Annotated in this window: 22 protein-coding genes; 14 read left to right on the top strand and 8 right to left on the bottom strand. The window is 48.9% G+C overall.

The features are described 5' to 3' along the window. Position 1: 1 nt before the first annotated feature. The 7 genes from LG211_RS06920 to LG211_RS06890 all read right to left on the bottom strand — a co-directional run bounded on the left by LG211_RS06920 (position 2) and on the right by LG211_RS06890 (position 7,278). Entirely contained in the window at positions 2 to 1,144 is a 1,143-nt protein-coding gene (locus tag LG211_RS06920; RefSeq protein WP_148397922.1) for a bifunctional chorismate mutase/prephenate dehydratase, read from the bottom strand. Then, positions 1,144 to 2,220, bottom strand: a complete 1,077-nt coding sequence (gene aroC / locus LG211_RS06915; protein WP_148397921.1) for a chorismate synthase — start codon at positions 2,218 to 2,220, stop codon at positions 1,144 to 1,146. The genes LG211_RS06920 and aroC overlap by 1 nt, the downstream gene beginning before the upstream one ends. Continuing rightward, positions 2,210 to 3,451 (bottom strand): 3-phosphoshikimate 1-carboxyvinyltransferase, encoded by a 1,242-nt coding sequence (locus tag LG211_RS06910; RefSeq protein ID WP_269477226.1) that lies wholly within the window; start codon positions 3,449 to 3,451, stop codon positions 2,210 to 2,212. Before LG211_RS06910 ends, aroC begins: the two co-directional genes overlap by 11 nt. Beyond that, positions 3,448 to 4,518, bottom strand: a complete 1,071-nt coding sequence (gene aroB, locus LG211_RS06905) for a 3-dehydroquinate synthase (protein WP_269477225.1) — start codon at positions 4,516 to 4,518, stop codon at positions 3,448 to 3,450. The genes LG211_RS06910 and aroB overlap by 4 nt, the downstream gene beginning before the upstream one ends. After that, entirely contained in the window at positions 4,518 to 5,357 is an 840-nt protein-coding gene (locus LG211_RS06900) for a prephenate dehydrogenase (RefSeq protein WP_253020570.1), read from the bottom strand. The genes aroB and LG211_RS06900 overlap by 1 nt, the downstream gene beginning before the upstream one ends. 12 nt (positions 5,358 to 5,369) lie before the next feature. Beyond that, on the bottom strand, positions 5,370 to 6,377 hold the full coding sequence (gene aroF, locus LG211_RS06895; RefSeq protein WP_148397917.1) for a 3-deoxy-7-phosphoheptulonate synthase: 1,008 nt from the start codon (positions 6,375 to 6,377) through the stop codon (positions 5,370 to 5,372). A gap of 376 nt (positions 6,378 to 6,753) precedes the next feature. Further along, entirely contained in the window at positions 6,754 to 7,278 is a 525-nt protein-coding gene (locus LG211_RS06890; RefSeq protein ID WP_332108548.1) for a nitroreductase family protein, read from the bottom strand. Between the two features lie 335 nt (positions 7,279 to 7,613). Here LG211_RS06890 and LG211_RS06885 point away from each other — a divergent pair, with 335 nt between their 5' ends. The 3 genes from LG211_RS06885 to LG211_RS06875 are packed head-to-tail and all read left to right on the top strand — an operon-like array spanning position 7,614 to position 9,203. Continuing rightward, complete coding sequence (locus LG211_RS06885; protein WP_269477224.1) at positions 7,614 to 8,282, top strand: hypothetical protein; 669 nt, start codon at positions 7,614 to 7,616, stop codon at positions 8,280 to 8,282. 14 nt (positions 8,283 to 8,296) lie between these two features. Continuing rightward, positions 8,297 to 8,599, top strand: coding sequence for a DUF2089 family protein (locus tag LG211_RS06880; protein WP_148397915.1), 303 nt, complete (start codon positions 8,297 to 8,299; stop codon positions 8,597 to 8,599). After that, positions 8,589 to 9,203 (top strand): hypothetical protein, encoded by a 615-nt coding sequence (locus tag LG211_RS06875; RefSeq protein WP_148397914.1) that lies wholly within the window; start codon positions 8,589 to 8,591, stop codon positions 9,201 to 9,203. The genes LG211_RS06880 and LG211_RS06875 overlap by 11 nt, the downstream gene beginning before the upstream one ends. 73 nt (positions 9,204 to 9,276) lie before the next feature. Here LG211_RS06875 and LG211_RS06870 read toward each other — a convergent pair whose 3' ends face one another. Next, positions 9,277 to 9,477, bottom strand: coding sequence for a hypothetical protein (locus LG211_RS06870; RefSeq protein ID WP_148397913.1), 201 nt, complete (start codon positions 9,475 to 9,477; stop codon positions 9,277 to 9,279). Positions 9,478 to 9,797: 320 nt separating this feature from the next. On the opposite strand from LG211_RS06870, the gene LG211_RS06865 reads away from it, so the two are divergent. From LG211_RS06865 to LG211_RS06815, 11 genes are all read left to right on the top strand, one after another. Next, complete coding sequence (locus LG211_RS06865; protein ID WP_148397911.1) at positions 9,798 to 10,622, top strand: DNA-formamidopyrimidine glycosylase family protein; 825 nt, start codon at positions 9,798 to 9,800, stop codon at positions 10,620 to 10,622. Between the two features lie 13 nt (positions 10,623 to 10,635). Then, on the top strand, positions 10,636 to 11,211 hold the full coding sequence (locus LG211_RS06860; protein WP_253020568.1) for a pentapeptide repeat-containing protein: 576 nt from the start codon (positions 10,636 to 10,638) through the stop codon (positions 11,209 to 11,211). 202 nt (positions 11,212 to 11,413) lie between these two features. Next, the gene (locus LG211_RS06855) at positions 11,414 to 12,892 is read left to right on the top strand and encodes a sigma-54 interaction domain-containing protein (RefSeq protein WP_253020567.1); all 1,479 of its coding nucleotides are present in this window, start codon (positions 11,414 to 11,416) and stop codon (positions 12,890 to 12,892) included. A 275-nt stretch (positions 12,893 to 13,167) separates the two neighbouring features. Continuing rightward, on the top strand, positions 13,168 to 14,397 hold the full coding sequence (locus LG211_RS06850; RefSeq protein ID WP_253020566.1) for a saccharopine dehydrogenase family protein: 1,230 nt from the start codon (positions 13,168 to 13,170) through the stop codon (positions 14,395 to 14,397). A gap of 51 nt (positions 14,398 to 14,448) precedes the next feature. After that, complete coding sequence (locus LG211_RS06845; RefSeq protein ID WP_253020565.1) at positions 14,449 to 15,066, top strand: hypothetical protein; 618 nt, start codon at positions 14,449 to 14,451, stop codon at positions 15,064 to 15,066. Between the two features lie 32 nt (positions 15,067 to 15,098). Further along, the gene (locus LG211_RS06840) at positions 15,099 to 16,544 is read left to right on the top strand and encodes a sodium:solute symporter family protein (RefSeq protein ID WP_253020564.1); all 1,446 of its coding nucleotides are present in this window, start codon (positions 15,099 to 15,101) and stop codon (positions 16,542 to 16,544) included. Positions 16,545 to 16,562: 18 nt separating this feature from the next. Continuing rightward, positions 16,563 to 16,778, top strand: coding sequence for a hypothetical protein (locus LG211_RS06835; RefSeq protein ID WP_148397905.1), 216 nt, complete (start codon positions 16,563 to 16,565; stop codon positions 16,776 to 16,778). A 21-nt stretch (positions 16,779 to 16,799) separates the two neighbouring features. Then, entirely contained in the window at positions 16,800 to 18,407 is a 1,608-nt protein-coding gene (locus tag LG211_RS06830) for an amidohydrolase (protein WP_253020563.1), read from the top strand. A gap of 111 nt (positions 18,408 to 18,518) precedes the next feature. Then, a complete protein-coding gene (locus LG211_RS06825; protein ID WP_253020562.1) occupies positions 18,519 to 19,493 on the top strand; it encodes an alpha/beta hydrolase in 975 nt (324 codons plus the stop codon). 89 nt (positions 19,494 to 19,582) lie between these two features. Continuing rightward, positions 19,583 to 19,999: a secondary thiamine-phosphate synthase enzyme YjbQ gene (locus LG211_RS06820; RefSeq protein ID WP_253020561.1), complete on the top strand. Its 417-nt coding sequence runs from the start codon at positions 19,583 to 19,585 to the stop codon at positions 19,997 to 19,999. A gap of 2 nt (positions 20,000 to 20,001) precedes the next feature. After that, positions 20,002 to 20,445, top strand: coding sequence for a GNAT family N-acetyltransferase (locus tag LG211_RS06815; RefSeq protein ID WP_253020560.1), 444 nt, complete (start codon positions 20,002 to 20,004; stop codon positions 20,443 to 20,445). Positions 20,446 to 20,451 lie beyond the last annotated feature (6 nt).

Raw genomic sequence — 20,451 nt, 5'->3', positions numbered from 1 at the left:
GTTAAATCGTTTCCGAATAGCTGCCCAGGAATACGAAGATTTCAGGCTGGTTTTCCAGCTGGCCCAGCAGATTGATCAGCTCCGGCGAATAAACGGAAGCCTCCATGTCGAAATAAAACATGAATTCGAAATCGCTTCCCGGCACTGGTCTGGATTCCAGCTTGGTCAGGTTGACACCCAGAGCGGAAAACTTGGCGATCATATGGTAGAGAGCGCTGGGTTTGTGAGGCAGGGAAAGCATCAAGCTGATCTTGTTTGCGCCCGGATAAATCTCCAGATTCTTGGAGATACAGATGAAGCGGGTGTAATTGTTGTCGCTGACCTGAATGTTGTTGTTGAGGGATTCCAGCCCGTACAACTCGATGCAATCGCTGGAGCAGATAGCGGCCACATCGCTGCGGTCGGATTCGGCGACCATCTTGGCAGCTCTGGCCGTATTTTCACAGACGGTAATTTCCACATCTTTCAGGGTTTTGAGGAATTCTCCGCATTGACCGATGGCCTGTTCGTGGGAGAAAATTTCCTTTACATCCTTCATCTGAGTGCCCGGTTTTGCCAGCAGATTGTGGCTGACCCTGAGACGAATGCTCTTGACAATATGGAAATTGTAGTTTTTCATCAAGTCATAGACCGTGCCCACAGAGCCATAGGAGCTGTTTTCGATGGGCAGAATTCCATATTGGCACAGGCCCTTTTCAACCGCGTTGAAAACACCTTCAAAGCTGTTGAAGTACATGGTGCTGGGAACCTCGAAAAGCTTTTCGCAGGCAGCCTGAGAATAGGAGCCGGCAACCCCCTGACAGGCAACAACTGCTTTTTTCGGGAACAGCTTAGGCGTTTCTGCCAAAGCTTTTTCAATGCGGTCGCCGATATCGGAGATGCGGGACAAGTAATTGTTCTGATAAGAACGGCTGAGATCAAAGAGCGTGTTGAAGAGAATTCTTGCGTAACCGTCCAGCGGCTCGCCGATCTCATCGGAAATGCGATGCAGGATCTCCTTTTCCCTGGAAGTGTTGACAACCGGCAGGCTGTTTTCTTTCTTTTCCTTGGCGATTTCCAGGGCCAGGTTCATACGGTCCTTGAACAGCTGGGCAATCTGTGAATCCAACTGGTCGATGTCTTTTCTGATGTCTTCTAATTTCATTATTTTTCCTCCATAATCATATCTAAAAGTCCAATGGCGAGTGCGGCCTGACAAACGGGTACGGCGCGGACGGCCACACAAGGGTCGTGCCTGCCTCGAATGGACAGTTTTTCATTTTCTTTCTTGCTGAGACTGACGGACCGCTGCTCCTTGGCGATGGATGGCGTCGGCTTGAAAGCCAGTCTGGCGATCAGCGGCATTCCGGAAGTGATTCCCCCCAGGATGCCCCCGTGGTTGTTGGTTTCGGTTCGAATTTGATCTCCTTCGACAAAAAACGGGTCATTGTTTTCTGAGCCGTAAAGACGGGCGCTTTCAAAGCCGGCGCCGAACTCCAGACCCTTGACCGCAGGAATACCAAAGAAGATAGGAGCGAGGACGCTTTCCACGCCGTCATACATGGGCCCGCCCAGACCAACCGGACAATTTCTGGCATAGACCTCGACAATACCGCCGATCGAATCTCCATCCTTTCTCGCCTGGAGAATCAGTTCCTGCATTTTTTCCCCCGCATCCTCAGAGATAACGGCAAAGGGGCGCTCAGGCGCATGGGGATCCAGGGGATTCAGCGGCGCGTCGCAGGCTGAGCCAACCGAATAAAGGTGAGCGCCCGTCTCAATACCTTCCTTGCGTAAAAGCTGGAGGGCGATTCCACCTGCTATGCACAGAGGAGCAGTCATTCTGGCGGAGAAGGGACCGCCGCCGGACATGTTCAGGCTGCCGCCGTACTTGACCCGGGCGGGAAAATCCGCATGACCGGGGCGGGGAACATCCCGCAGATTCTTGTAATCCCCTGATCGGGTATTGGTGTTGGCAATGGCCATGGTGATAGAGCGATCCATGGTGATCGCCAGATTATCGATTACCCGGATGCCGGATTTGGGCTGGACCAAGTCCGCTTCCTTGCGGGTGGTGGCAAAGGGACTGTTGCCTGGAGCCCGCCGGTCGAGAAATCGCTGGAGCTCCGTCAGATCAAATGCTGTGCGGCGGGGCAATCCGGTGATGGTCACGCCGATTTCTGGCTCATGGGAACCGCCGAAAATGGTTACCTTTATATTTTTTCCAAAACTAGAGAACATGGTATTCACCTCCCAAAGCCTCAAAATCCTCAAAAAACGTCGGATAAGACTTGTTGACTGCTTCGGCGCCCTCTATGATGATGGGAGCTTCTGAAACAATCGATGCCACGGTCATAGCCATGACAATGCGGTGGTCGTTGTAGCCGCTGACAGTACCGCCTTTTAACCTGGGAACCCCTTCAACGATCAGACCTCCCGGCTCTTCCGTAATCTTTGCTCCCACCCGGGAAAGACAATCGTACATGGCGGCCAGACGATCCGACTCCTTGATTCGCAGCCGATGGGCATTGTGTATGCGGGTAGTGCCCTTTGCTGTGGAAGCGGCTACCGCCAAGATGGGGACCAAATCCGGAATTGGGGAAGCATCCACATGAATGCCGCTCAGGACATTGGCCATGGAAAGAACGCTGTTTCCTTTTACAGTAAGGTTTCCGCCCATTCTGCGGGCCAGATTGAGGATTTCCCGGTCGCCCTGCATGGATCGGGGGTTGATTCCGTTGCAGATTATCCCCGAATCGGAGGAAAGGATGCCGGCGATGATCCAAAAGGCAATATTGGACCAATCTCCTTCCGCCGCCAGGTCCCCCGGCGGAAGGTACTTCTGACCGCCCGGAATTTTATAAGTGGGACAGCCTTCCTTTTCTTCGATATAGACTTCAATGTGAAATTGTTTCAGCACATCCAGCGTCAAATCCACATAACCTCTGGACTCCAGCGGAGTCGTAATGCGGATTTGGCTGCCGGACTCCAGCAGGGGCAGCGCGTAGAGAAGGCCGGTGATATACTGAGAGCTTACATTTCCGGGAAGGGTAAAGACTCCCGCCTGCAAACGGCCCTGTATTTCACAAATCTCAGCGGAATTTCCCTTTTTGCGATGCTTATTGATAAACTTGCATCCGTGGGCCTCCATTTCTTCCTTTAGCGGAGAGATGGGGCGCTGCGGCAGTCTCCCGCAGCCGAGAAACAGGGCACGTTCCTTCAGCGCCATGGTAACTGGCAGCAGGAACCGCAAGGTTGATCCGCTTTCTTTACAGTCCAGGACAGGATGGTCCTTTTTCAGCTGCAAAAGACAAGCCCTGGTGGCTTCAATGTCCTGGGACGTGGTATCGATGGATATGGCTGGGGTCCGCTTGGATAAGGCAGCGGCGATCAGCAGCCGGTGAGCGTGGGATTTGGAGGCAACGGCCTTGACGCTGCCGACCAATGGTTGTGGAATGATTTCAATTTTCATGAAAGTCCTGCCTTTATAAATTCTTCTAATTGGGTGACGGGAATGGTTTTCAATGTACAGTTTCCCAAGGTAAGGGGGACGACCAGCGTGATCTTGTCTCCCATGCGTTTTTTATCGTTTAATGCGGCTGCGGTGAGCTCCTGGGCCGTATAAGGGCATTCCAGCGGGAAGGAAAACTTCTTCAAACTGGAAAGGATCGGCCTCAGGCAGTCCTCCTTGGACCATTCCAGTGCAAGCGAAGCCCGGGAACAAATCACCATGCCGATGGCCACCGCATGGCCGTGACTGATGGAAAAATCGCTGCATCTTTCAATGGCATGGCCGATGGTATGGCCGAAGTTAAGCAGCTGCCTCACGCCGGTATCCCGTTCGTCAGCCTCCACCACTTGCCGTTTAATTTCAATAGCCCGCTGGCTCAAATGACGGATGGTTTCCGGCGCATCCAGCCGGGGAGCCTGCTGGATATAGGCAAAAAGCTCCTTATCGGCAATGGCTCCTGCTTTAATGGCTTCTGCGGCTCCATCCAGCAGCAAGTCGTAGGAAAGGGTCTTCATGGTGTCAATATCAAAGAGAACCAGCGATGGCTGCCAGAAGGCGCCGGCCAGGTTTTTCCCCGATGTCAAATTGACGCCTGTTTTGCCGCCCACCGAGGAGTCCACTGCGGCCAGAAGCGTGGTCGGAACCTGGACAAAGTCGATTCCCCGCAGATAGACGGCGGCTGCAAATCCGGCCAGATCGCCGGTGATGCCGCCACCCAGAGCGACGATTCCATCGGAGCGGGTCAGCTGGCTTTCCGCCAGAAACTCTAAAAGATGGGACACGGTATCCAGGCTTTTGGAAGCTTCTCCTGGAGGAAAGGTGAACTTTACCGTTTCGTATCCCGCTTTCAGCAGCGATTCCGCCAGCGCCTTACTGTAGAGCCGATCAACGGTATCATCGGCGACGATGCAAAGCTTTCGGGCTTTACCTGGCAGCGCCGCGCTGATCAGTTTTCCGGCCTGATACAGCAGCCCTTGACCTGTGAGAACCTGATACGTTTTTGAAGCTGTAATTTGAATGGTATCCATTAGAATATTTCTCCGTCTATCATTGCTTTTTTCTCCCTGCCGTCCTTTAACAAGCTGCGCAGAGTTTCTCCGTCCTTAGCTTTGATGGCTGCGCTGTATTCTTTCAGCCGATCAGCGATGCCGTCGATCTCCTCCGCCAGATAATCCGAATTGTCGAGAAACAGTTCCGTCCACATATCTTCGTTCAGCTTGGCTACACGAGTCAGATCCCGGTAGCTTCCGGCGGAAAATCCTTTATGCTTTATAGCCGCGGGGCTTTTAATGTAAGCGCTGGATACTGCGTGGGCCAGCTGGGAGGTAAAGGCGATCATCTGATCGTGCTCCTGCGGTGTTGCGATCTGCAGGTTGGTAAAGCCGATTGCAGTAAATAAATCTTTTACTTTTTCCACATCCTGTACGCTGCCCTTTGTCGGGGTTAGGATCATAGAAGCGTTTTTAAAAAGGGCCTTCTTTGCATGGTCAAAGCCGGAATGCTCCAAACCGGCCATGGGATGTCCGCCGATAAAGACGAAGCCCTGTTTCAGTGCCATGGGCTCGACCTGGCTGCAGACAATTTGTTTTACTCCGCAGCAGTCCAGCACAATGGAGCCTTTTTTAAACATCTCCTGATGCTCCCTGATATAATCGACAGCGGCCTTAGGATAAAGAGCCACGATAGTCAGGTCACATTCTTTCAGCAGGTTGTCTGTCAGCGCCTGGTCGATGGCGCCGATCAGCTGAGCTTTTTTTATGACCGTATCCTTCCTGTCGTATCCATATACGATGTGATCGGTGTTTTCTTTAATCGCTTTTGCCATGGAGCCGCCGATCAGCCCCAGACCGATAATTGCAATTTTCATGACAGATGCTCCTTAACCCTTGTATGCGTGGGGCAAAATGGCGTTGACTGCTTCCACCACGTCGGTGAACGCTTCTGGTGTGAGAGACTGAGCTCCGTCGCAGAGGGCATGAGGCGGATCGTTGTGCACCTCGATCATCAGTCCGTCGGCGCCGGCCGCTGCTGCTGCCATAGCCATTGGTTTTACCAGATGGGCAATTCCGGTGGCGTGGCTGGGATCGACGACGATAGGCAGGTGGGTCATGGTCTTAAGAAGCGGTACTGCCGCCAGGTCCAAGGTATTTCTGGTGGCGGTTTCGAAGGTCCGGATTCCTCTTTCGCAGAGGATCACATTCTCATTGCCGCCGGCCATGATGTATTCTGCGCTCATAAGCAGTTCCTGCAAGGTGCTGGAAAGGCCCCGTTTGAGCAAAATCGGCTTATCCAGATGTCCCAGCTCTTTCAAAAGTTCGAAGTTCTGCATATTTCTGGCGCCGACCTGGATGACGTCCACATCCTCGAAAAGGGGAAGATGGGATAAATCCATTACTTCTGTAACGATGGGCAGCCCAGATTCTTTCTTGGCTTCCAGCAGCAGATTGATTCCTTCGGAGCGCATGCCCTGGAATGCGTATGGTGAAGTTCTCGGCTTGAAAGCGCCGCCGCGATAGAGATGAGCGCCGGCTTTTTTCACGTCCTTGGCGATCTGGCAGACCTGCTCTCTGGATTCGACGGAGCAGGGTCCTGCGATGATCTGAAAATTTCCGCCCCCGATTTTAGCGCCGGCAACGTCTACGATCGTGTCCTGAGGGTGGAACTTGCGGTTCACATTTTTATAAGGTTCCTGGACTCTCTTTACGGTTTCCACAATATCGAGGGCGTTGATGAGATCGATGTCTACGGCGGAAGTATCACCGATCAATCCAAGAATGGTGGTATTTTTTCCCTGACTGAAGTGAATGTCCAGGTTCATGCTCTTGAGCCAGGCGATTAAATTTTCAAGTTGTTTTTCTTCCGGATTGTCTTTTAAAATAATAATCATGCTATTCTCCTTTTCCTTAAAACGAAAAAACTCCGCAAGTGAATTTCACTTGCGGAGAGTATCTCGTGGTATTGATTGGCTTTCAACTAGTTAAACGAGTTATCCCATTGCAGCAAAATTCACTTTACCCTTAAAAAAGAAAGTAAAGTAAAAATAAAAGTATTCAGCTGCAAATGTGTTGAATTTGTTTAACATCGCTTTTATCCTCTCTTGATAATCTGTAAGCATTTTACCACAGGGCATCCGCAGATGTAAAGCGGTTTTTGTGAAAAACCATAAAAAACTTTACAAAATTTGTGCTGCGTAAATAATGAACTTGCTGACACCGGTGCATGGTCTGCCGAGCCGATTGCCGTATTTTCAGCTGATTGCAAGACTAAGCACGGATGATGCGGCCGGATTTTCTCTCCGGGGGCAGGGGCAGATCGCAGTCCGCATAGCCTAGAGCCAGGGAGCCGATTCCCGCAAAGCCTTCGGGGATCCCCCACTGCTTCATCAGATCTTTGCCTTCTTCGGTTTGGAACATTTCCCGCTCACGGTGAATCCAGCAGGCCGCCAGCCCGATGGAATGGGCCGCCAGCATCATGGTATCCAGCACACAGCTGGCATCTTCAATATAAGTGGTGCGCTCTTCCGGCGCAAAGACAAGAATGACGGTAGGCGCGCCGTAGTAAGGATTCTTGTCGGATCCCAGGACCTGGGCGTTCATCTTTACGATCTTGGCCATGGTATCCGGCGCCTGTACGGCTACCAGAATCGGGCACTGCATGCCCCTGCCGGAGGGCGCGTAAGTGCCGGCCTCTAAAACAGTCTCCAGTTCCTCCTCTTTAATCTGGGTTTGTTTATATTTACGAATGGATCTTCTTGTTACGATATTTTGCAATACCTCATTTTTCATCATAAGCATCTCCTTTCCGTTTCGCTCCCGCCCTTCGCCAGGAAAACAAGCTCCGGCTGGGCAGGACATCCAATCTTGAATTTTGCCGCAGATTAGCTGCGGAGCTTTGCTATAATACAGGAAATATCGATTGCGTAGCATTTCCTGTATTTCAAAAAAGTTTACCTTGTGAAAGTGAGCGCGAAGCGCGAATAACGTTTCCAAAGGAAACTTTTTTATTATTGTAGTCTCTTTCTGAAAAGGTGTCAAATGGGTTTTATGAAAAATAAATATTAATATAATATTGACTTTAATAAAATTAAATGTTATTTTAAAATTATTAAAGGAGGGACGTGTGTATGACTTCATTTATATGGATTGGCTATATATCAGCCCTATCGGTGTTCACCGGCCTTTGCCTGATTATCGCCGCTATTGCGGCAGAGGTCCAGCTGGTTAAGAGAAAGAAAAAAACTGCGGTCGTTTTAATTGCGGCGGCACTGGTCCTTGGAACCGGAAGCAGTGTGTTTTTCAGTGTGGTAACCGAACATAGGTCTCCAGCAGCCCGCAGTGAAATTTACATTTATAAGGATCCCGAGAACTTTGAGGACGCTGTGGGAAAATTCCAGGTCGTCCAGGATGAACAAGACCAGATCCAGGGCTTCGGCAAACTGGCCGTCAAGGAAGGCGGGACCATCAAATATATGGATATGGAATTCGACCGGCAGCACCGAATGATCGGCGGCAAAGAGGCTTTACAATATGAAACGGCTGTTAACGACGCGCTGAAAGCAGAGTGGGCGGGCAATACAATGATCGGCAAATCAGCCGCCATCGATGAGCTGAACAAGATCAGAGAAGGCTATGACAGTGAAATTACGTATTTTGACAAAAGCCTGTTTCCAAGGAATTTTCTGATTCATAACCTTCTCACAATGGTCCTGCTTGCCATTTATCTGGCCGGTAAGATCAGGGAAAAACGAAAAAGAGCCTCTGGGCTGGACAGCACGAAAATACAGGATCTATAAGGAGGAAATCAATTATGACCATTGAACTGGTACCGGAATGGATGGCGGGTTTGGAAGAAGAGGACGTTACGTTTATTAAACGGTTTGTTTTATCCTCAGGGTCTTTGAAGGATATGGCCCGCCAATATGAAGTCACATATCCCACAGTCAGGCTGCGTCTGGACCGGCTGATCCAAAAAATTCAGATGGAAGAGGAAAAAGGCCCGGAACCTTATGTGGATTTCATCAAGAAACTGGCCTTAAACGATAAGCTGGACTTTGAAACGGCCAAGTTGATTATCAATGAGTATAGAAAGGAGCGGCAGGATGGAGCGTAATGCCATGATATGGTTTCTGATCTTTCTTGTTTTCATTATTGTGCTTTTAGGCCTGGAACTTCTGCTTTCCACCCGCAGGAACAAATGGTGGGGTTTGATCCCGATGGCGGCGGCAGCGGCTATTGTGATCTGCCTGAATTTAAGCTTGTTAGAGGCATCCAGCTCCTATACCGTAAAAAAACTTACCGCAGAGGACGGCGGCAATCAGTTTGCGATCAGCCTTCGTTATGATAAAAAGGGAGAACTGGTGGACTTCTCTGATCTGCAGGTTCGCGACAAAAGGGGAACCTTGATCGATGAGGTCTATTTATCCTTTGACAAAAGCGGCAGGCTGGAGAGCGAAAGCGACAGGGCCATCTACCAGGAAACGATCGACAGGATGCTGGATGGGAGCAAGCTGACCGGTTTTCCCGCCGGGGATGCAATTGAGAAAGATATGATTCCCCTTGGCGACGGACTTTATGTAAGTACGACGAGCTCCTGGGTTGCCAGTGTCTTATGGGTGGTCGTTCCCATGATTCCGGTTTATGTGATCGGACGCCTGGTGGTGCGGGCCAGGAGGCGGAAAGCGGAGCTGAAAAAGCTGCAGGTGGAGGGGCTTTAAATGTTTTGTGCGGTCCGCCGACTGGCTGGATTTGCGATCCCACCGATCAAATGGAATTTATCCATTTGGTCGATTACTTCTTATTGGAAGTATCTTCATCATCAGACCTCTTATTCTTACTCTGGGCACTTGCTCCAAAGCAAAGGCAAGCAGAACCTAAGCACAGCCAAATTACGCCGGATGAAAAGCCCGAATTGATAAACTTAGTAATAGCGACTATGTAAAATAACACCGAAGCTAAATAGTATAAAGTCACGGTTGTTTTCTTGTTCATAATATTTTCTCCTCCCATTTCCTAGTTCAATTCTGTCTGTTTCAAAGATGGAATAGATGCATCTACATTGTACCATACACCATAATTTCCATCCATAGGGTTTCATTCAGATTGGCCATCTTCGCCCTACGATTGTAAACATTGTGCTTGTTCTCGCACGGAGGAGAGCAAAATACGGCGCTGGGTCTGCTTACGACAAATGCTTTGGTGCAATGCCGCCATACGCTCCGGCATGAATTTGCAGCGAATCGCTGGTGCATATTGACCTGCCGGCACAAACGTGTGATAATTGTGACAACGAATATAGGAGGATCGGATACATGATTGAAATTCCAGAAAGCAGCACGCTGGCAAAGCAGCTCAACCAGACCATCCGCGGAAAAGGCATCGAGACTGTAAATGCGGCAAAGTCGCCCCACAAATTCGCTTTTTTCACAGGGGATCCGCAAGACTATCCCAGCAAGCTGGAGGGCCAGACAGTCCATGAAGCCCAAGCCCTCGCAGGCATCGTACAGCTTCATATTGGCGATCTGTGTCTGACCTTCAACGACGGCACAAATCTGCGATTTTTTCAAGCAGATGAAAAAAAGCCGGAAAAGCATCAGCTGTTTATCGAATTCACAGACAAAACAGCATTGACATGCAGTGTTCAGATGTACGGCGGGATCCATTTATTCAAAGAGGATGAGAATGATGATATGTATTATTCAGTGGCAAAATCAAAGCCGTCTCCATTGACGGAAGCTTTTGATTTTTATCATTTCTGCTCAATATGGGATGAGGCCAAACAGATCCTCAGCATCAAAGGGCTCCTGGCTACGGAGCAACGCATTCCCGGTCTGGGAAACGGTGTCTTGCAGGATATTTTGTTCCGTGCAGGTGTAAACCCCAAAAGCAAGCTGTGTGACTTGGAAGAAAAGCGGCGGCGGATTTTTGAAAGTATAAAGGAAACTCTGGCGGAGATGGCGGAAAAAGGCGGCAGGAATACGGAGAAGGATTTATTTGGAAATCCCGGAGGCTATAAATCGATTCTTTCCAGCAAAACTTGGAAAGAACCCTGCCCGGTCTGCGGCAGCGCCATTGAAAGAAAGGCCTATCTGGGAGGAAACGTCTATTACTGCCCGGTATGCCAGTCATTAAAGTGAGGGGATGAAGCGGATGCTGTATGAGTATGAAGAATTTGAAAAACTGCAATATGAAGGCGGCCTTGTGGAAGACTGCATTTTTACCGACTGCATCTTTAAGGAGTGCAGGTTCCTGGAGATGGAGATTCGGCATTGTTCCTTCAAAAGCTGTACGTTCCAGAGCTGCACGATTTTAAACAACGATTTTAAATTTACCGATGCTACGGACAACCGTTTTGAAGGCTGCTCGGTGATTGGCATGGCCTGGAATGAAGTGGAAAAGGAAAATAATATTATGCTTCCTTTCTCGGCTTTTGAAGCATGTACCCTGAAACACAATTTATTCGTGGGATTCAAGATGAAGAAGTTCCGGTTCGATGATTGTGATTTGATCGGCAGTTCCTTTCAGCAGTGCGATTTGAAGGACAGCTCGTTTCGGCGCGCCGGGCTGAAGGATGTCAGCTTTCAGCAGAACAACCTGACCGGAGCTGATTTTCGCGATGCCCAGGATTATCTGATTTCCCTGGAGAATAATCAGCTGAAAAAAGCGAAGTTTACCTTTCCGGATGCCATTCGCCTGCTTTCCGCAACTGGAATTATTGTGGAGTGATTGGCTTCTCAGAAGCCAGGGGATCATTTTTTCAGGATGAGGCCCTGCAAACCAACCCATGACTTTGTGAAAAAATGTGATTATCACCAGCCCCGCAGTAAAGCGGGGCCTTTTTCCTGTATGACGGCATTTTAATCAAATTGACGGAATCTTCAAGCTATTATACAATAAACATTAATCTATTTTAAAGGAGGCGTGCGGCATGCAGGGAACAAAACTGATCGGCGTAAACAGAAAACTGGTAAAACAGGAAACGGACGCAGAGCTTTATTTTGAAGAGGAAAAACTGATTAAAGCGCTGCCCAAAGAGCTCTTGATGAAATGTTCGGAAAAGGAACTGCAATCGATTATCGACTGTATTTACGATGGCATTTACATAACAGACGGACAAGGCTACACTCTGATGGTCAATCAGGCATCGGCAAAATATGTGGAAGAACTTCCCCCTGATATCATCGGCAAGAACGTAAGGGAAATGGTTGAAGAGGGATACTGGAGCGAATCAATCTGTCTGGAAGTGATCAAATATAGAAAAATGATAAGCAAAGTTCAGATGGTGGAAGGCAAAGAAGTACTGACCACAGCAATTCCCTATTTTGATAATGGAGAATTGGTGAGGATTGTCGCAACTGATCGTGATATCTCACAGCTGCAGGAGATGCAGGAAAAACTCAGACAAATGGAGGAAACGGCCGAACAATACGAGTCCCGCCTGGAGTATTATCGGAAAAAGAACCTGGACGGAGACGCGCTGATCTATAAAAGCAAGAAGATGAAAAACTTGGTCGATTCGGCTGTGAGAGTGGCAAAGCAGGATGTGACCATCTTGATCCAAGGTGAATCGGGGACAGGAAAAGAAAAACTGACCGATCTGATCTACAAAAACAGCCTGCGCAGCGAAGGTCCCTTTGTCAAAATCAACTGTGCGGCCATTCCTGAGAATCTAATCGAATCCGAATTATTCGGCTATGAAAAAGGAACCTTTACCGGGGCAGAGAAAAGTGGAAAAAAGGGCCTCTTCGAAGTGGCGGACAAGGGCACATTGCTTCTGGATGAAATTGGGGAATTACCGCTTCACCTGCAATCCAACCTGCTGCGAGTTATTCAGGAGAAAGAAATCATGCGCATCGGCGGCAGAAAACGGGTGCCCATCGATGTGAGAATCATAGCCGCTACCAATGTAAATTTGCAGGAGGCTGTAAAGGAAGGCAAATTCAGAGAAGATTTGTACTATCGATTAAATGTGATTCCCCTGATAATTCCGCCGCTCAGAGAGCGCAGGGAGGATGTGGCGGAGCTTATCGACTGGTTCCTCGACAGTTACAATCGGAAGTATAAAACCAAAATTGGCATTTCACAAAAAGCAATTGAAGTATTCACCGATTATGACTGGCCGGGGAATGTCCGTGAATTAAAAAATGTGATCGAGCGCCTGATTATCATCTTGGAAGGTGAAGAGATTACGGAAAAACAAGCTGCCAGGCAAGTGGGCGGCAGTGTAAATGAAGAGCTGCAGCCGGATGAAAGCCTATCACTTACCCAGCAAGTAGAGAATTTCGAAAAAAGCCTACTGCAATCCACTATGAAGAGGGCTGGGACAGGAAGTGAAGTGGCAAAGCTTTTAAAAGTCAGCAAATCAACCGTTTCCAAGAAATTTAAAAAACATGGTTTATCATTTTGAAAGGCTATCGGTTTCCAATCGGAAACCGATAGTTTCTATCTGGAAACATAAAAAAGGAAGCGATTAAGGGACATTGGACAGGAAATTGAGGCACTGAGTTTCCAAATAGAAATTAAATAATGAAATTTTTCAGAAAAATTAGATAAAGTGAAGATTTTGAAAACTTATTGATCGGAAAAACGTTGATATTTAAACCTTCTTAACTTGTGGCACGGGATTTGCGATTTATAGAGGCATCGCGATACAAACATTTTCACATAATGAGGAGGAACGAAATGAAAGTATTGATTGTTGGTGCCGGAGGTCAGGGCGGTGCGTGCGCATCGATTTTGGCAAGACAAAGTGAGATCGAGGAAATACGACTGGTAGACTTAAAAGAAGAGACTGCCCTCGCTGTTGCAAAAGAAATCAACAGCCCCAAAGTAAAGACGGGATCCGTCAATGCGACTGATCCGGAAGATGTGGCGAAAGCTGCCGAGGGTGTAGATGTGGTCGTAGATATGGTAATGCCATGGATGGTCACCTATGTGATGAAAGGCGCGCTGAAGGCAAAGGCGAACTATATCAACACGGCCTTTGACGATCCCTATTGGGATGAATTTTTGGAAGGAAAAGACGTGGAGGAACTGACCCTCTGCAAAGAATTTAAAGACGCCGGGCTGACCGCGCTCTTTGGCTGCGGGTTCGCCCCGGGAATGACCAATGTTTTAGCGAGAAGATTTGCCAACAAAATGGACCAGGTGGACAGCATTAAGATGCGGGTCGGCAAGGCCAATGTCCTGCCGGGGGAAGGCGCTTACGACTGGGTGCTGCGCCCCTGGAATCCGGGATGGTCGCCAAAGCAGGCGCTGGTGGATTGCGCAAGCCCGACCTATGCCCTGGAAGAAGGAAAATTTGTCCGATACGAGCCTTTCGGCGGAATGGAAATGTGCGATTTCCCAGAACCAGTTGGGAGTCTTCCTGTTACCCATCATTCCCACGAAGAGATCTATAGTATGCCGACCACCTTTGCCGGCGTAAAGAATCTGGATTTCAAATATTATCTGATGTACCAGCCGGCAATTTTTTACGCTTCGGGACTTTGCTCCCAGGAAAAAGTGAAAGTAGGGGATCAGGAAGTAGCGCCCATCGATGTGATCGCTGCCATGGTACCGCCGCCGCAAAACAATATCTTCGGCGCTACGGACGAAGAGCTGAAAAAGGCCGATGAGACTGCGTTTATCGAACTGATCGTAGAAGTATCTGGCCAAAAGAACGGAAAAAAAGTCACATACAAGGCCAATTGTCCAAAGATGAATGCGCCGGGGCCTGAATTGAAAAAACTCTTTGGAACAGCTTTGGTATATGTTGCCCTTCCCCTGGCCATCGGTACAATTATGATTGGAACGCAGCCTCTTGAGAAAGGCATTATCTTTGCGGATCAGTTGGATCCGGACGCTTTCCTTAAGAGAATGATGGAAACGGGATACCCATACAACTGGAAAGAAGTGTGCATAGAGGGATAACGAAAACAGAAGGAATCGGAATGAAATAGAAAGGATGAACCAGGTGATGATATGGTAAAACGGTTAGAAAAACGAGAACAACTGGGGAAAGTTTGGTACACACCCATAACGCAGGATCGTGAAGAAGCTGTGGAGAAAAAACTACGCCTTCTGCACGGCAGTTTTTTCGGAAAGCCCATCGTAAAGTTTGAAGTCAATGCCCGGAAGGATGTCTACGTACCATATTGTTATCTGGTCTATCATTTTCATGCGGAAAGAGGCATTCTGTTTCGGAAAAACGGCCTGGAAAAAGTGGGAGACGCAGGCGTGATATTCGACCTGAACGAAGCCCATCCCTTCCAATACGATGTTTATGAGAGCGGCGGCCTCAAGCTGACAAAGAAGATCGCCGGTTCGCTGAAGCGGACGGCGCTGCCGGCGGGAATATCTCAACAGCAAATGCAGGAGCAGACAGAAGAATACATTCAGGACAAAATTATGAAACGCTTCTATGGCAGACCGGGACAACTGGAGCTGAAGAAACAGCAGTATTTTTTCAGACCGGCGGTAGAGCTTCAAATCGTATACAAAAACGGCGCCGTAAATAAGAGGTATGCCTATCTGGACGACTTTGGCGTTGAGAGCGAACACATTCTGGGCCTCAAATACAGAGTAGAAAACAATTTCTGATTTCATTTTGCTGTCACAGGAGGAGAAAGAAAATGATTGATTTTACAAAGATATGGTCTGGGCTGGACTGGGGAATTATCGTAGTTTATTTCCTTTTAATTATCACAGTAGGGCTGGTCATGCGCAAACGGGCCAGTAAAAATATGAAGAGCTTTTTCGTGGCTTCAAGAAGGCTGACAATTCCCGTGCTGATCGGTGTGGGCGCCGCAAGCTGGATCGACTCCTGGTCCATTGTCGGTCTTGCGGAATGCGGAACTACCATGGGAATTTGCATTCTGTTTATCTATGTTATTCCCAATACCATACTGAGACTGCCGCTGGCATTGTGGATTGGGCCTTTCGTAAGGGATAAGATGCCTGATTGGGTTATCACGATGCCCGATTTGATGGCCTATATGTACAGCAAAAAGACAAAACTGATTATGGCGATCGGAATGCTGCCTCCATTTTTATACGAAGCGGCGCTGCTGACAGCAGGCGGCCAGGTGATCGCCTATGTGACAGGAATCAATATGTGGGTAGCCTTTGGGATCCTGGGCGTAATCATTATTTTTTACACGTCGCTTTCCGGGCTTTGGGGCCTGGCTGTTACAGATATGATGCAGTTCATCGTCATGTCTGTGGCGGCAGGCGTGCTGTGCCTGGGAATGTACAGCCACTTCGGAGGGTTCGCCACTTTGTTTGAACAGGCGGGAGCCATCAATCCAAACCTGATCACCATCTCCGGAGGCAACAATATGATGGAGATTTTGTCCTGGGCCATCGGAGCATTGGCGATGTATGCAAACTCTCAGTCATACCAGAGATTCGGGTCTTCCAAATCAGGGGGAGATATAAAGGTGTCCTATTCCTGCATTATGCTGTTTGGAATTTTTTTCAGCACAATCATGGTTTTGGCAGGGATGGCGGCACTAGTAGAATATCCGGAGGTTGCAGCAGCTTCTCCCTCGGAGGCTTTCTGGGGAATCGTGTTCACGACCCTGCCCATCGGACTTCGGGGACTCTTTGTTGCAGCTGTATTGTCGGCGGTCATGTCTACGGTAAGCGCCGATTATCTGATCTGCGGAGCCGTAGTGGTGCACGATATATTCAAGGGATTCATCAAACCGGAACTGGGAGACAAAGCGGAAGTAAAAGGAACCCGTATCGTAATCTGGTGCGTCGGCATTGCCATGATCATTGCGACTTATTTCTGGCAGGACGGAATTTCAAAAGCCTACTACTATTGCGGCGGTTTCCAGGTTGCGGCATTCATCGTACCGCTGATGTTCGGTCTGTTCTACAGACGTAAGACTGCTGCCGCCGGATTCTGGAGCCTTTTGCTGACAATCGTAATGTACGCGGTATGGCAGTTTGTTCTTGAATGTCCGGGCGGTGTTCCAACCAATCTGGCTTGCATCATTTTCAGCGCTCTGGTTTATGTAATCGTTGCAAAGCTGACGTACAAAAAAGAGGATGCCAAGAAAATAGCGGCATAAGTGAGGAGGATAGAAATCATGGACGATAAGAAAAAACAAAAGCTGGCTTACATATGGGCCTTGTTGACCGTCATCGTGACCTGCATCGTGGGAGCGCTGGTTGCAAATTATTCCGATCAGATCCTGCCTGTGTTTTTAGGATGCGCGGCTGTCCTGTTCGGACCGATCACAGGGATCCTATATCTGGTTGAAGTAAAACGCGGAGTCTTCAAAGTGGAGGAAGAGGAGAAGTAGCAGAAAAGGCAAGGTATAATTATGAATAGAAAAGCATTCCGGTGCAAACACATATATACTGCTGTGTCACCTGAGCTGATCGATGGCTATGTTATCATAGAAAATGAGAAAATAGAATTTGTCGGACCGGAGAAGGAGGCGGGAGCATTCCTGTCCGGAAGCACGAAAGTGATCGATGTTTCAGAACACTTCCTTATGCCCGGGTTTAACGATTACCATGTGCACATTGTAAACTCAGGGCTTTTGGAAAAAGACGGAATTTTGCGCTACACAAGCTCAGAGGAAGAGGCAGCCGCTTATCTGTGGGAGCTGCATAAAGACAGAAAAGAGAAAAGCTGGATTATGGGAGGGGCATGGGATCCCCTCCTGTGGCCCGGACAAAAACTGCCGACCAAAGAATCCTTAGACCGTTATTTCCCGGACAGACCAGTGTTTCTGCTGAATAAAGAATGTCATGGAGCATGGGTGAATTCGGAAGCCCTGAGAAGATTTCATATTACCGGAGATACGCCGGACCCTGAGAACGGAGAATACGGCCGTCTGGAAAATGGAGAGCCCAGCGGATATATTCACGAAATGGCTGCTATTAAAATGCAGGAGAAAATCTTTCAATCCATAAGCGATGAGGAAGTCGCCGCCTACAGCAAAACGTTTATCGATAAGGCGAATCAATATGGCATCACTTCCCTGGGAGATGTGGCCGGCGGGGCGCCGATGCGGGAGACTGCCTATAAACTCCTGGAGGATAGGGGTCTGCTTACGGCCAGGATACATTTTTCTCTTCCCTTCGATGAAGGTGTGGAGACGATTCTGGAAAAAAAGAAGATATATAACAGTAGAAAGCTGCAATGCAGTGGAGTCAAAGCGTTTATCGATGGGACGCCGCAGGGCTATACCGGATACATGCTGGAGGACTATTGGGACGATCCGGGAAATCGAAGCGGACCGATGATCGAACCGAGCCTGTTCAAGAGGCAGGTATGCCAGTTTGATGCCGCTGGAATCCAGACCAGGGTTCACGCTTGCGGCGATGCGGGGGCAAGACTTTGTCTGGATGCGATTGAGGATGCGCGAAGGCAAAACGGGCCCAACGGTCTGCGCCATTGCATCGAGCATCTGGAATCCATGTCCAGACAGGATATTCCCAGGTTTGGAAGGCTGGGAGTGATCGCTTCCGTACAGCCGGAGCACATGCCCAAATACAAATTTTCGGAGCACCCGTTTCACAGGATCCTCGGTGAGGAGCGGATGAAGTATTCGTGGCCTTTCGAATCCATAAGGAGAACGGGCGGCAGGCTGGCTTTTGGTACAGATTCGCCGGTGGTCGACATTTCACCCTTCCGGGGAATCTTCAGAGCTGTCACACGTCTGACCAATGAACTTGAACCGGAAGGCGGCTGGAACCCATGGGAAAAAGTGACCATTCACGAAGCGCTAAGGGCCTATACCTATGGAGGCGCATATGCGGCTGGCCGCGAGACAGAGCTGGGAACGCTGGAAAAGGGCAAACTGGCCGATCTGGCGATCATTGACAAAAATCTGTTCGACTGTGCGGAGGAGTGTGAAACCATGTTCCGTATGAAGGTGCTGATGACCGTTATGAATGGATCCATTGTCTATGCTGAATGATAGAAATCAGTAATGAAGAGGTTGTTGTTTCAAGGCAGCAGCCTCTTTTTCAGTATTGCAAACCAATACACTCCATTTGACAGCGGAAGAAAAGGCGTATACCATATAGGTATGAAGAACAAGAGAGCTTTAAAAATCACAGGCATCGTAATTATTTGCGCAGTTGTCCTGGCAGTTTCCGTTTGCGGGGCAACCGGAATCTATGTATATAACGCCTCCGTCCACGCAGTCAATCAGGAGAGGCGGCCTTTAGCGTGCAAGAAAGAATCCCTGGAAAAGCACGGCTTTGACGTGGATCGTTTCGAAGCCGGCTGCCATGTGGAACAAGTAGAGATCCCGTCAACCTTTGATGACCACCACATTCCCGCCAACTATTTGACCATTGACGGCAAAAAAGAGCGAAAGACCGTGGTAATGGCCCATGGACTCAACGGCAACCGCTTGACCGGATATCCGGTGGCGGCCATGCTCATGAAGCACGGCTATAACATCCTCACCTACGATCAGCGGGATTCGGGAGAAAACCAGGCCCAGTACATGACCTGCGGCTACTGGGAAAGCAAAGACTTTAAGGACTGCGTTGATTATGTAAGAGCGCAGGCCGGCCCGGAAATTCAAGTGGGCGGATGGGGGTCCTCCATCGGAGGAGCCACCATCGGGTTTTACCTGGGAACGAGTGATGCGGAACAAAAGCTTGATTTCGCCGTCCTCGACTGCCCGGTCAGCAACATGCGGGAGATCATCGGCTTTCTCGTAAGGCAAACCACTTGGCTGCCCATGGAATTCAAGCTGGATATGGGCGACCTGGCAACGCAGCTGCGATTGGGATATGGATATGAGGAAGGGGACGTGCGGGATTACGTGCGCAATACCACAGTGCCGGTGCTGATTTTCAACAGTCGGGTGGATAAAGTGACCCCGTATCATATGGGCGTTTCTTTGTATCAGGCAATGAAAAAGAATGAAAAACAGTTGTTGACCGTGGATGACAGCAAGCATACGGACATCTATTTGGACGATCCAAAGCTTTATGAAGACACGATGATGACCTTCATTGAAAAGCACGGCAGCAGGCAGGCAAGTTAACGGTGGAAATTTTTCCCCAGACTATATATAATGGAACAAAGTCGGCTTCGCCGATGCTTATAATATAAAAAATGGAGAGGAGAATAAGGATGAAATCATTTAGAAAGGTACTGCATTTTCGTTTGCCTTCCAGAAGAGGCTTGGTGAATATTACAAAAGACGTGCAGAAAGCCATTGATGACAGCGGAATCCTGGAAGGACTGGTGCTGGTCAATGCCATGAACATTACCGCATCTGTTTTTATCAACGATGATGAAAGCGGACTGCATCAGGACTACGAGACCTGGCTGGAAGGTCTGGCGCCGGAAAAACCGTACAGCCAGTATCAGCACAACGGATATGAGGATAATGCTGACGCCCATCTGAAGAGGACCATTATGGGAAGAGAAACCGTGGTGGCGGTTACCGACGGCCAGCTGGATTTTGGTACCTGGGAACAAATCTTTTATTTCGAATTTGACGGCAAACGGGATAAACGAGTGTTGATTAAGATAATCGGGGAATAAGAATGAAAATCGTAATCAAGAAGTTTCATGAGTTGAGTACGGAGGAACTTTATCAGATTTTAAAGCTGCGTTCCGATGTATTTGTGGTAGAACAGAAGTGCGCTTATCCGGACTGTGACGGCAAGGACCGCCATGCCCACCACCTGTTCGTCGAACAGAACAATCACATTGTGGGGTATCTGAGGATTCTGGAAAAGGGGCAGACCTTCGATGCCATCGCCATCGGCAGAGTGGCGGTCGATCCAGATTACCGCGGCATCGGATTGGCCAGGCATATGATGAACAAAGCCTTGCTGTTTATAAACGAATACCTATACGAAAAGCAGGTTAAAATCTCTGCTCAGCAGCACCTGACCAAATTTTACGAGTCCGTGGGCTTTCTGCCCATTTCGGAGAGCTATCTGGAGGACGGCATTCCTCATATTGATATGGAATATCGAGTATAAGCGAAG

The sequence above is a fragment of the Hominibacterium faecale genome, from assembly GCF_020734085.1.
GTDB lineage: Bacteria > Bacillota > Clostridia > Peptostreptococcales > Anaerovoracaceae > Hominibacterium > Hominibacterium faecale.
Note: the sequence above shows the minus strand (reverse complement) of the source record. Positions and strands in the feature narration are given on the sequence as shown.

Bases quoted from the DNA above. Each gene is read 5' to 3' on its own strand.
- LG211_RS06920 (WP_148397922.1), bottom strand. From the start codon at position 1,144: ATGAAATTAGAAGACATCAGAAAAGACATCGACCAGTTGGATTCACAG.
- aroC (WP_148397921.1), bottom strand. From the start codon at position 2,220: ATGTTCTCTAGTTTTGGAAAAAATATAAAGGTAACCATTTTCGGCGGT.
- LG211_RS06910 (WP_269477226.1), bottom strand. From the start codon at position 3,451: ATGAAAATTGAAATCATTCCACAACCATTGGTCGGCAGCGTCAAGGCC.
- aroB (WP_269477225.1), bottom strand. From the start codon at position 4,518: ATGGATACCATTCAAATTACAGCTTCAAAAACGTATCAGGTTCTCACA.
- LG211_RS06900 (WP_253020570.1), bottom strand. From the start codon at position 5,357: ATGAAAATTGCAATTATCGGTCTGGGGCTGATCGGCGGCTCCATGGCA.
- aroF (WP_148397917.1), bottom strand. From the start codon at position 6,377: ATGATTATTATTTTAAAAGACAATCCGGAAGAAAAACAACTTGAAAAT.
- LG211_RS06890 (WP_332108548.1), bottom strand. From the start codon at position 7,278: ATGATGAAAAATGAGGTATTGCAAAATATCGTAACAAGAAGATCCATT.
- LG211_RS06885 (WP_269477224.1), top strand. From the start codon at position 7,614: ATGACTTCATTTATATGGATTGGCTATATATCAGCCCTATCGGTGTTC.
- LG211_RS06880 (WP_148397915.1), top strand. From the start codon at position 8,297: ATGACCATTGAACTGGTACCGGAATGGATGGCGGGTTTGGAAGAAGAG.
- LG211_RS06875 (WP_148397914.1), top strand. From the start codon at position 8,589: ATGGAGCGTAATGCCATGATATGGTTTCTGATCTTTCTTGTTTTCATT.
- LG211_RS06870 (WP_148397913.1), bottom strand. From the start codon at position 9,477: ATGAACAAGAAAACAACCGTGACTTTATACTATTTAGCTTCGGTGTTA.
- LG211_RS06865 (WP_148397911.1), top strand. From the start codon at position 9,798: ATGATTGAAATTCCAGAAAGCAGCACGCTGGCAAAGCAGCTCAACCAG.
- LG211_RS06860 (WP_253020568.1), top strand. From the start codon at position 10,636: ATGCTGTATGAGTATGAAGAATTTGAAAAACTGCAATATGAAGGCGGC.
- LG211_RS06855 (WP_253020567.1), top strand. From the start codon at position 11,414: ATGCAGGGAACAAAACTGATCGGCGTAAACAGAAAACTGGTAAAACAG.
- LG211_RS06850 (WP_253020566.1), top strand. From the start codon at position 13,168: ATGAAAGTATTGATTGTTGGTGCCGGAGGTCAGGGCGGTGCGTGCGCA.
- LG211_RS06845 (WP_253020565.1), top strand. From the start codon at position 14,449: ATGGTAAAACGGTTAGAAAAACGAGAACAACTGGGGAAAGTTTGGTAC.
- LG211_RS06840 (WP_253020564.1), top strand. From the start codon at position 15,099: ATGATTGATTTTACAAAGATATGGTCTGGGCTGGACTGGGGAATTATC.
- LG211_RS06835 (WP_148397905.1), top strand. From the start codon at position 16,563: ATGGACGATAAGAAAAAACAAAAGCTGGCTTACATATGGGCCTTGTTG.
- LG211_RS06830 (WP_253020563.1), top strand. From the start codon at position 16,800: ATGAATAGAAAAGCATTCCGGTGCAAACACATATATACTGCTGTGTCA.
- LG211_RS06825 (WP_253020562.1), top strand. From the start codon at position 18,519: ATGAAGAACAAGAGAGCTTTAAAAATCACAGGCATCGTAATTATTTGC.
- LG211_RS06820 (WP_253020561.1), top strand. From the start codon at position 19,583: ATGAAATCATTTAGAAAGGTACTGCATTTTCGTTTGCCTTCCAGAAGA.
- LG211_RS06815 (WP_253020560.1), top strand. From the start codon at position 20,002: ATGAAAATCGTAATCAAGAAGTTTCATGAGTTGAGTACGGAGGAACTT.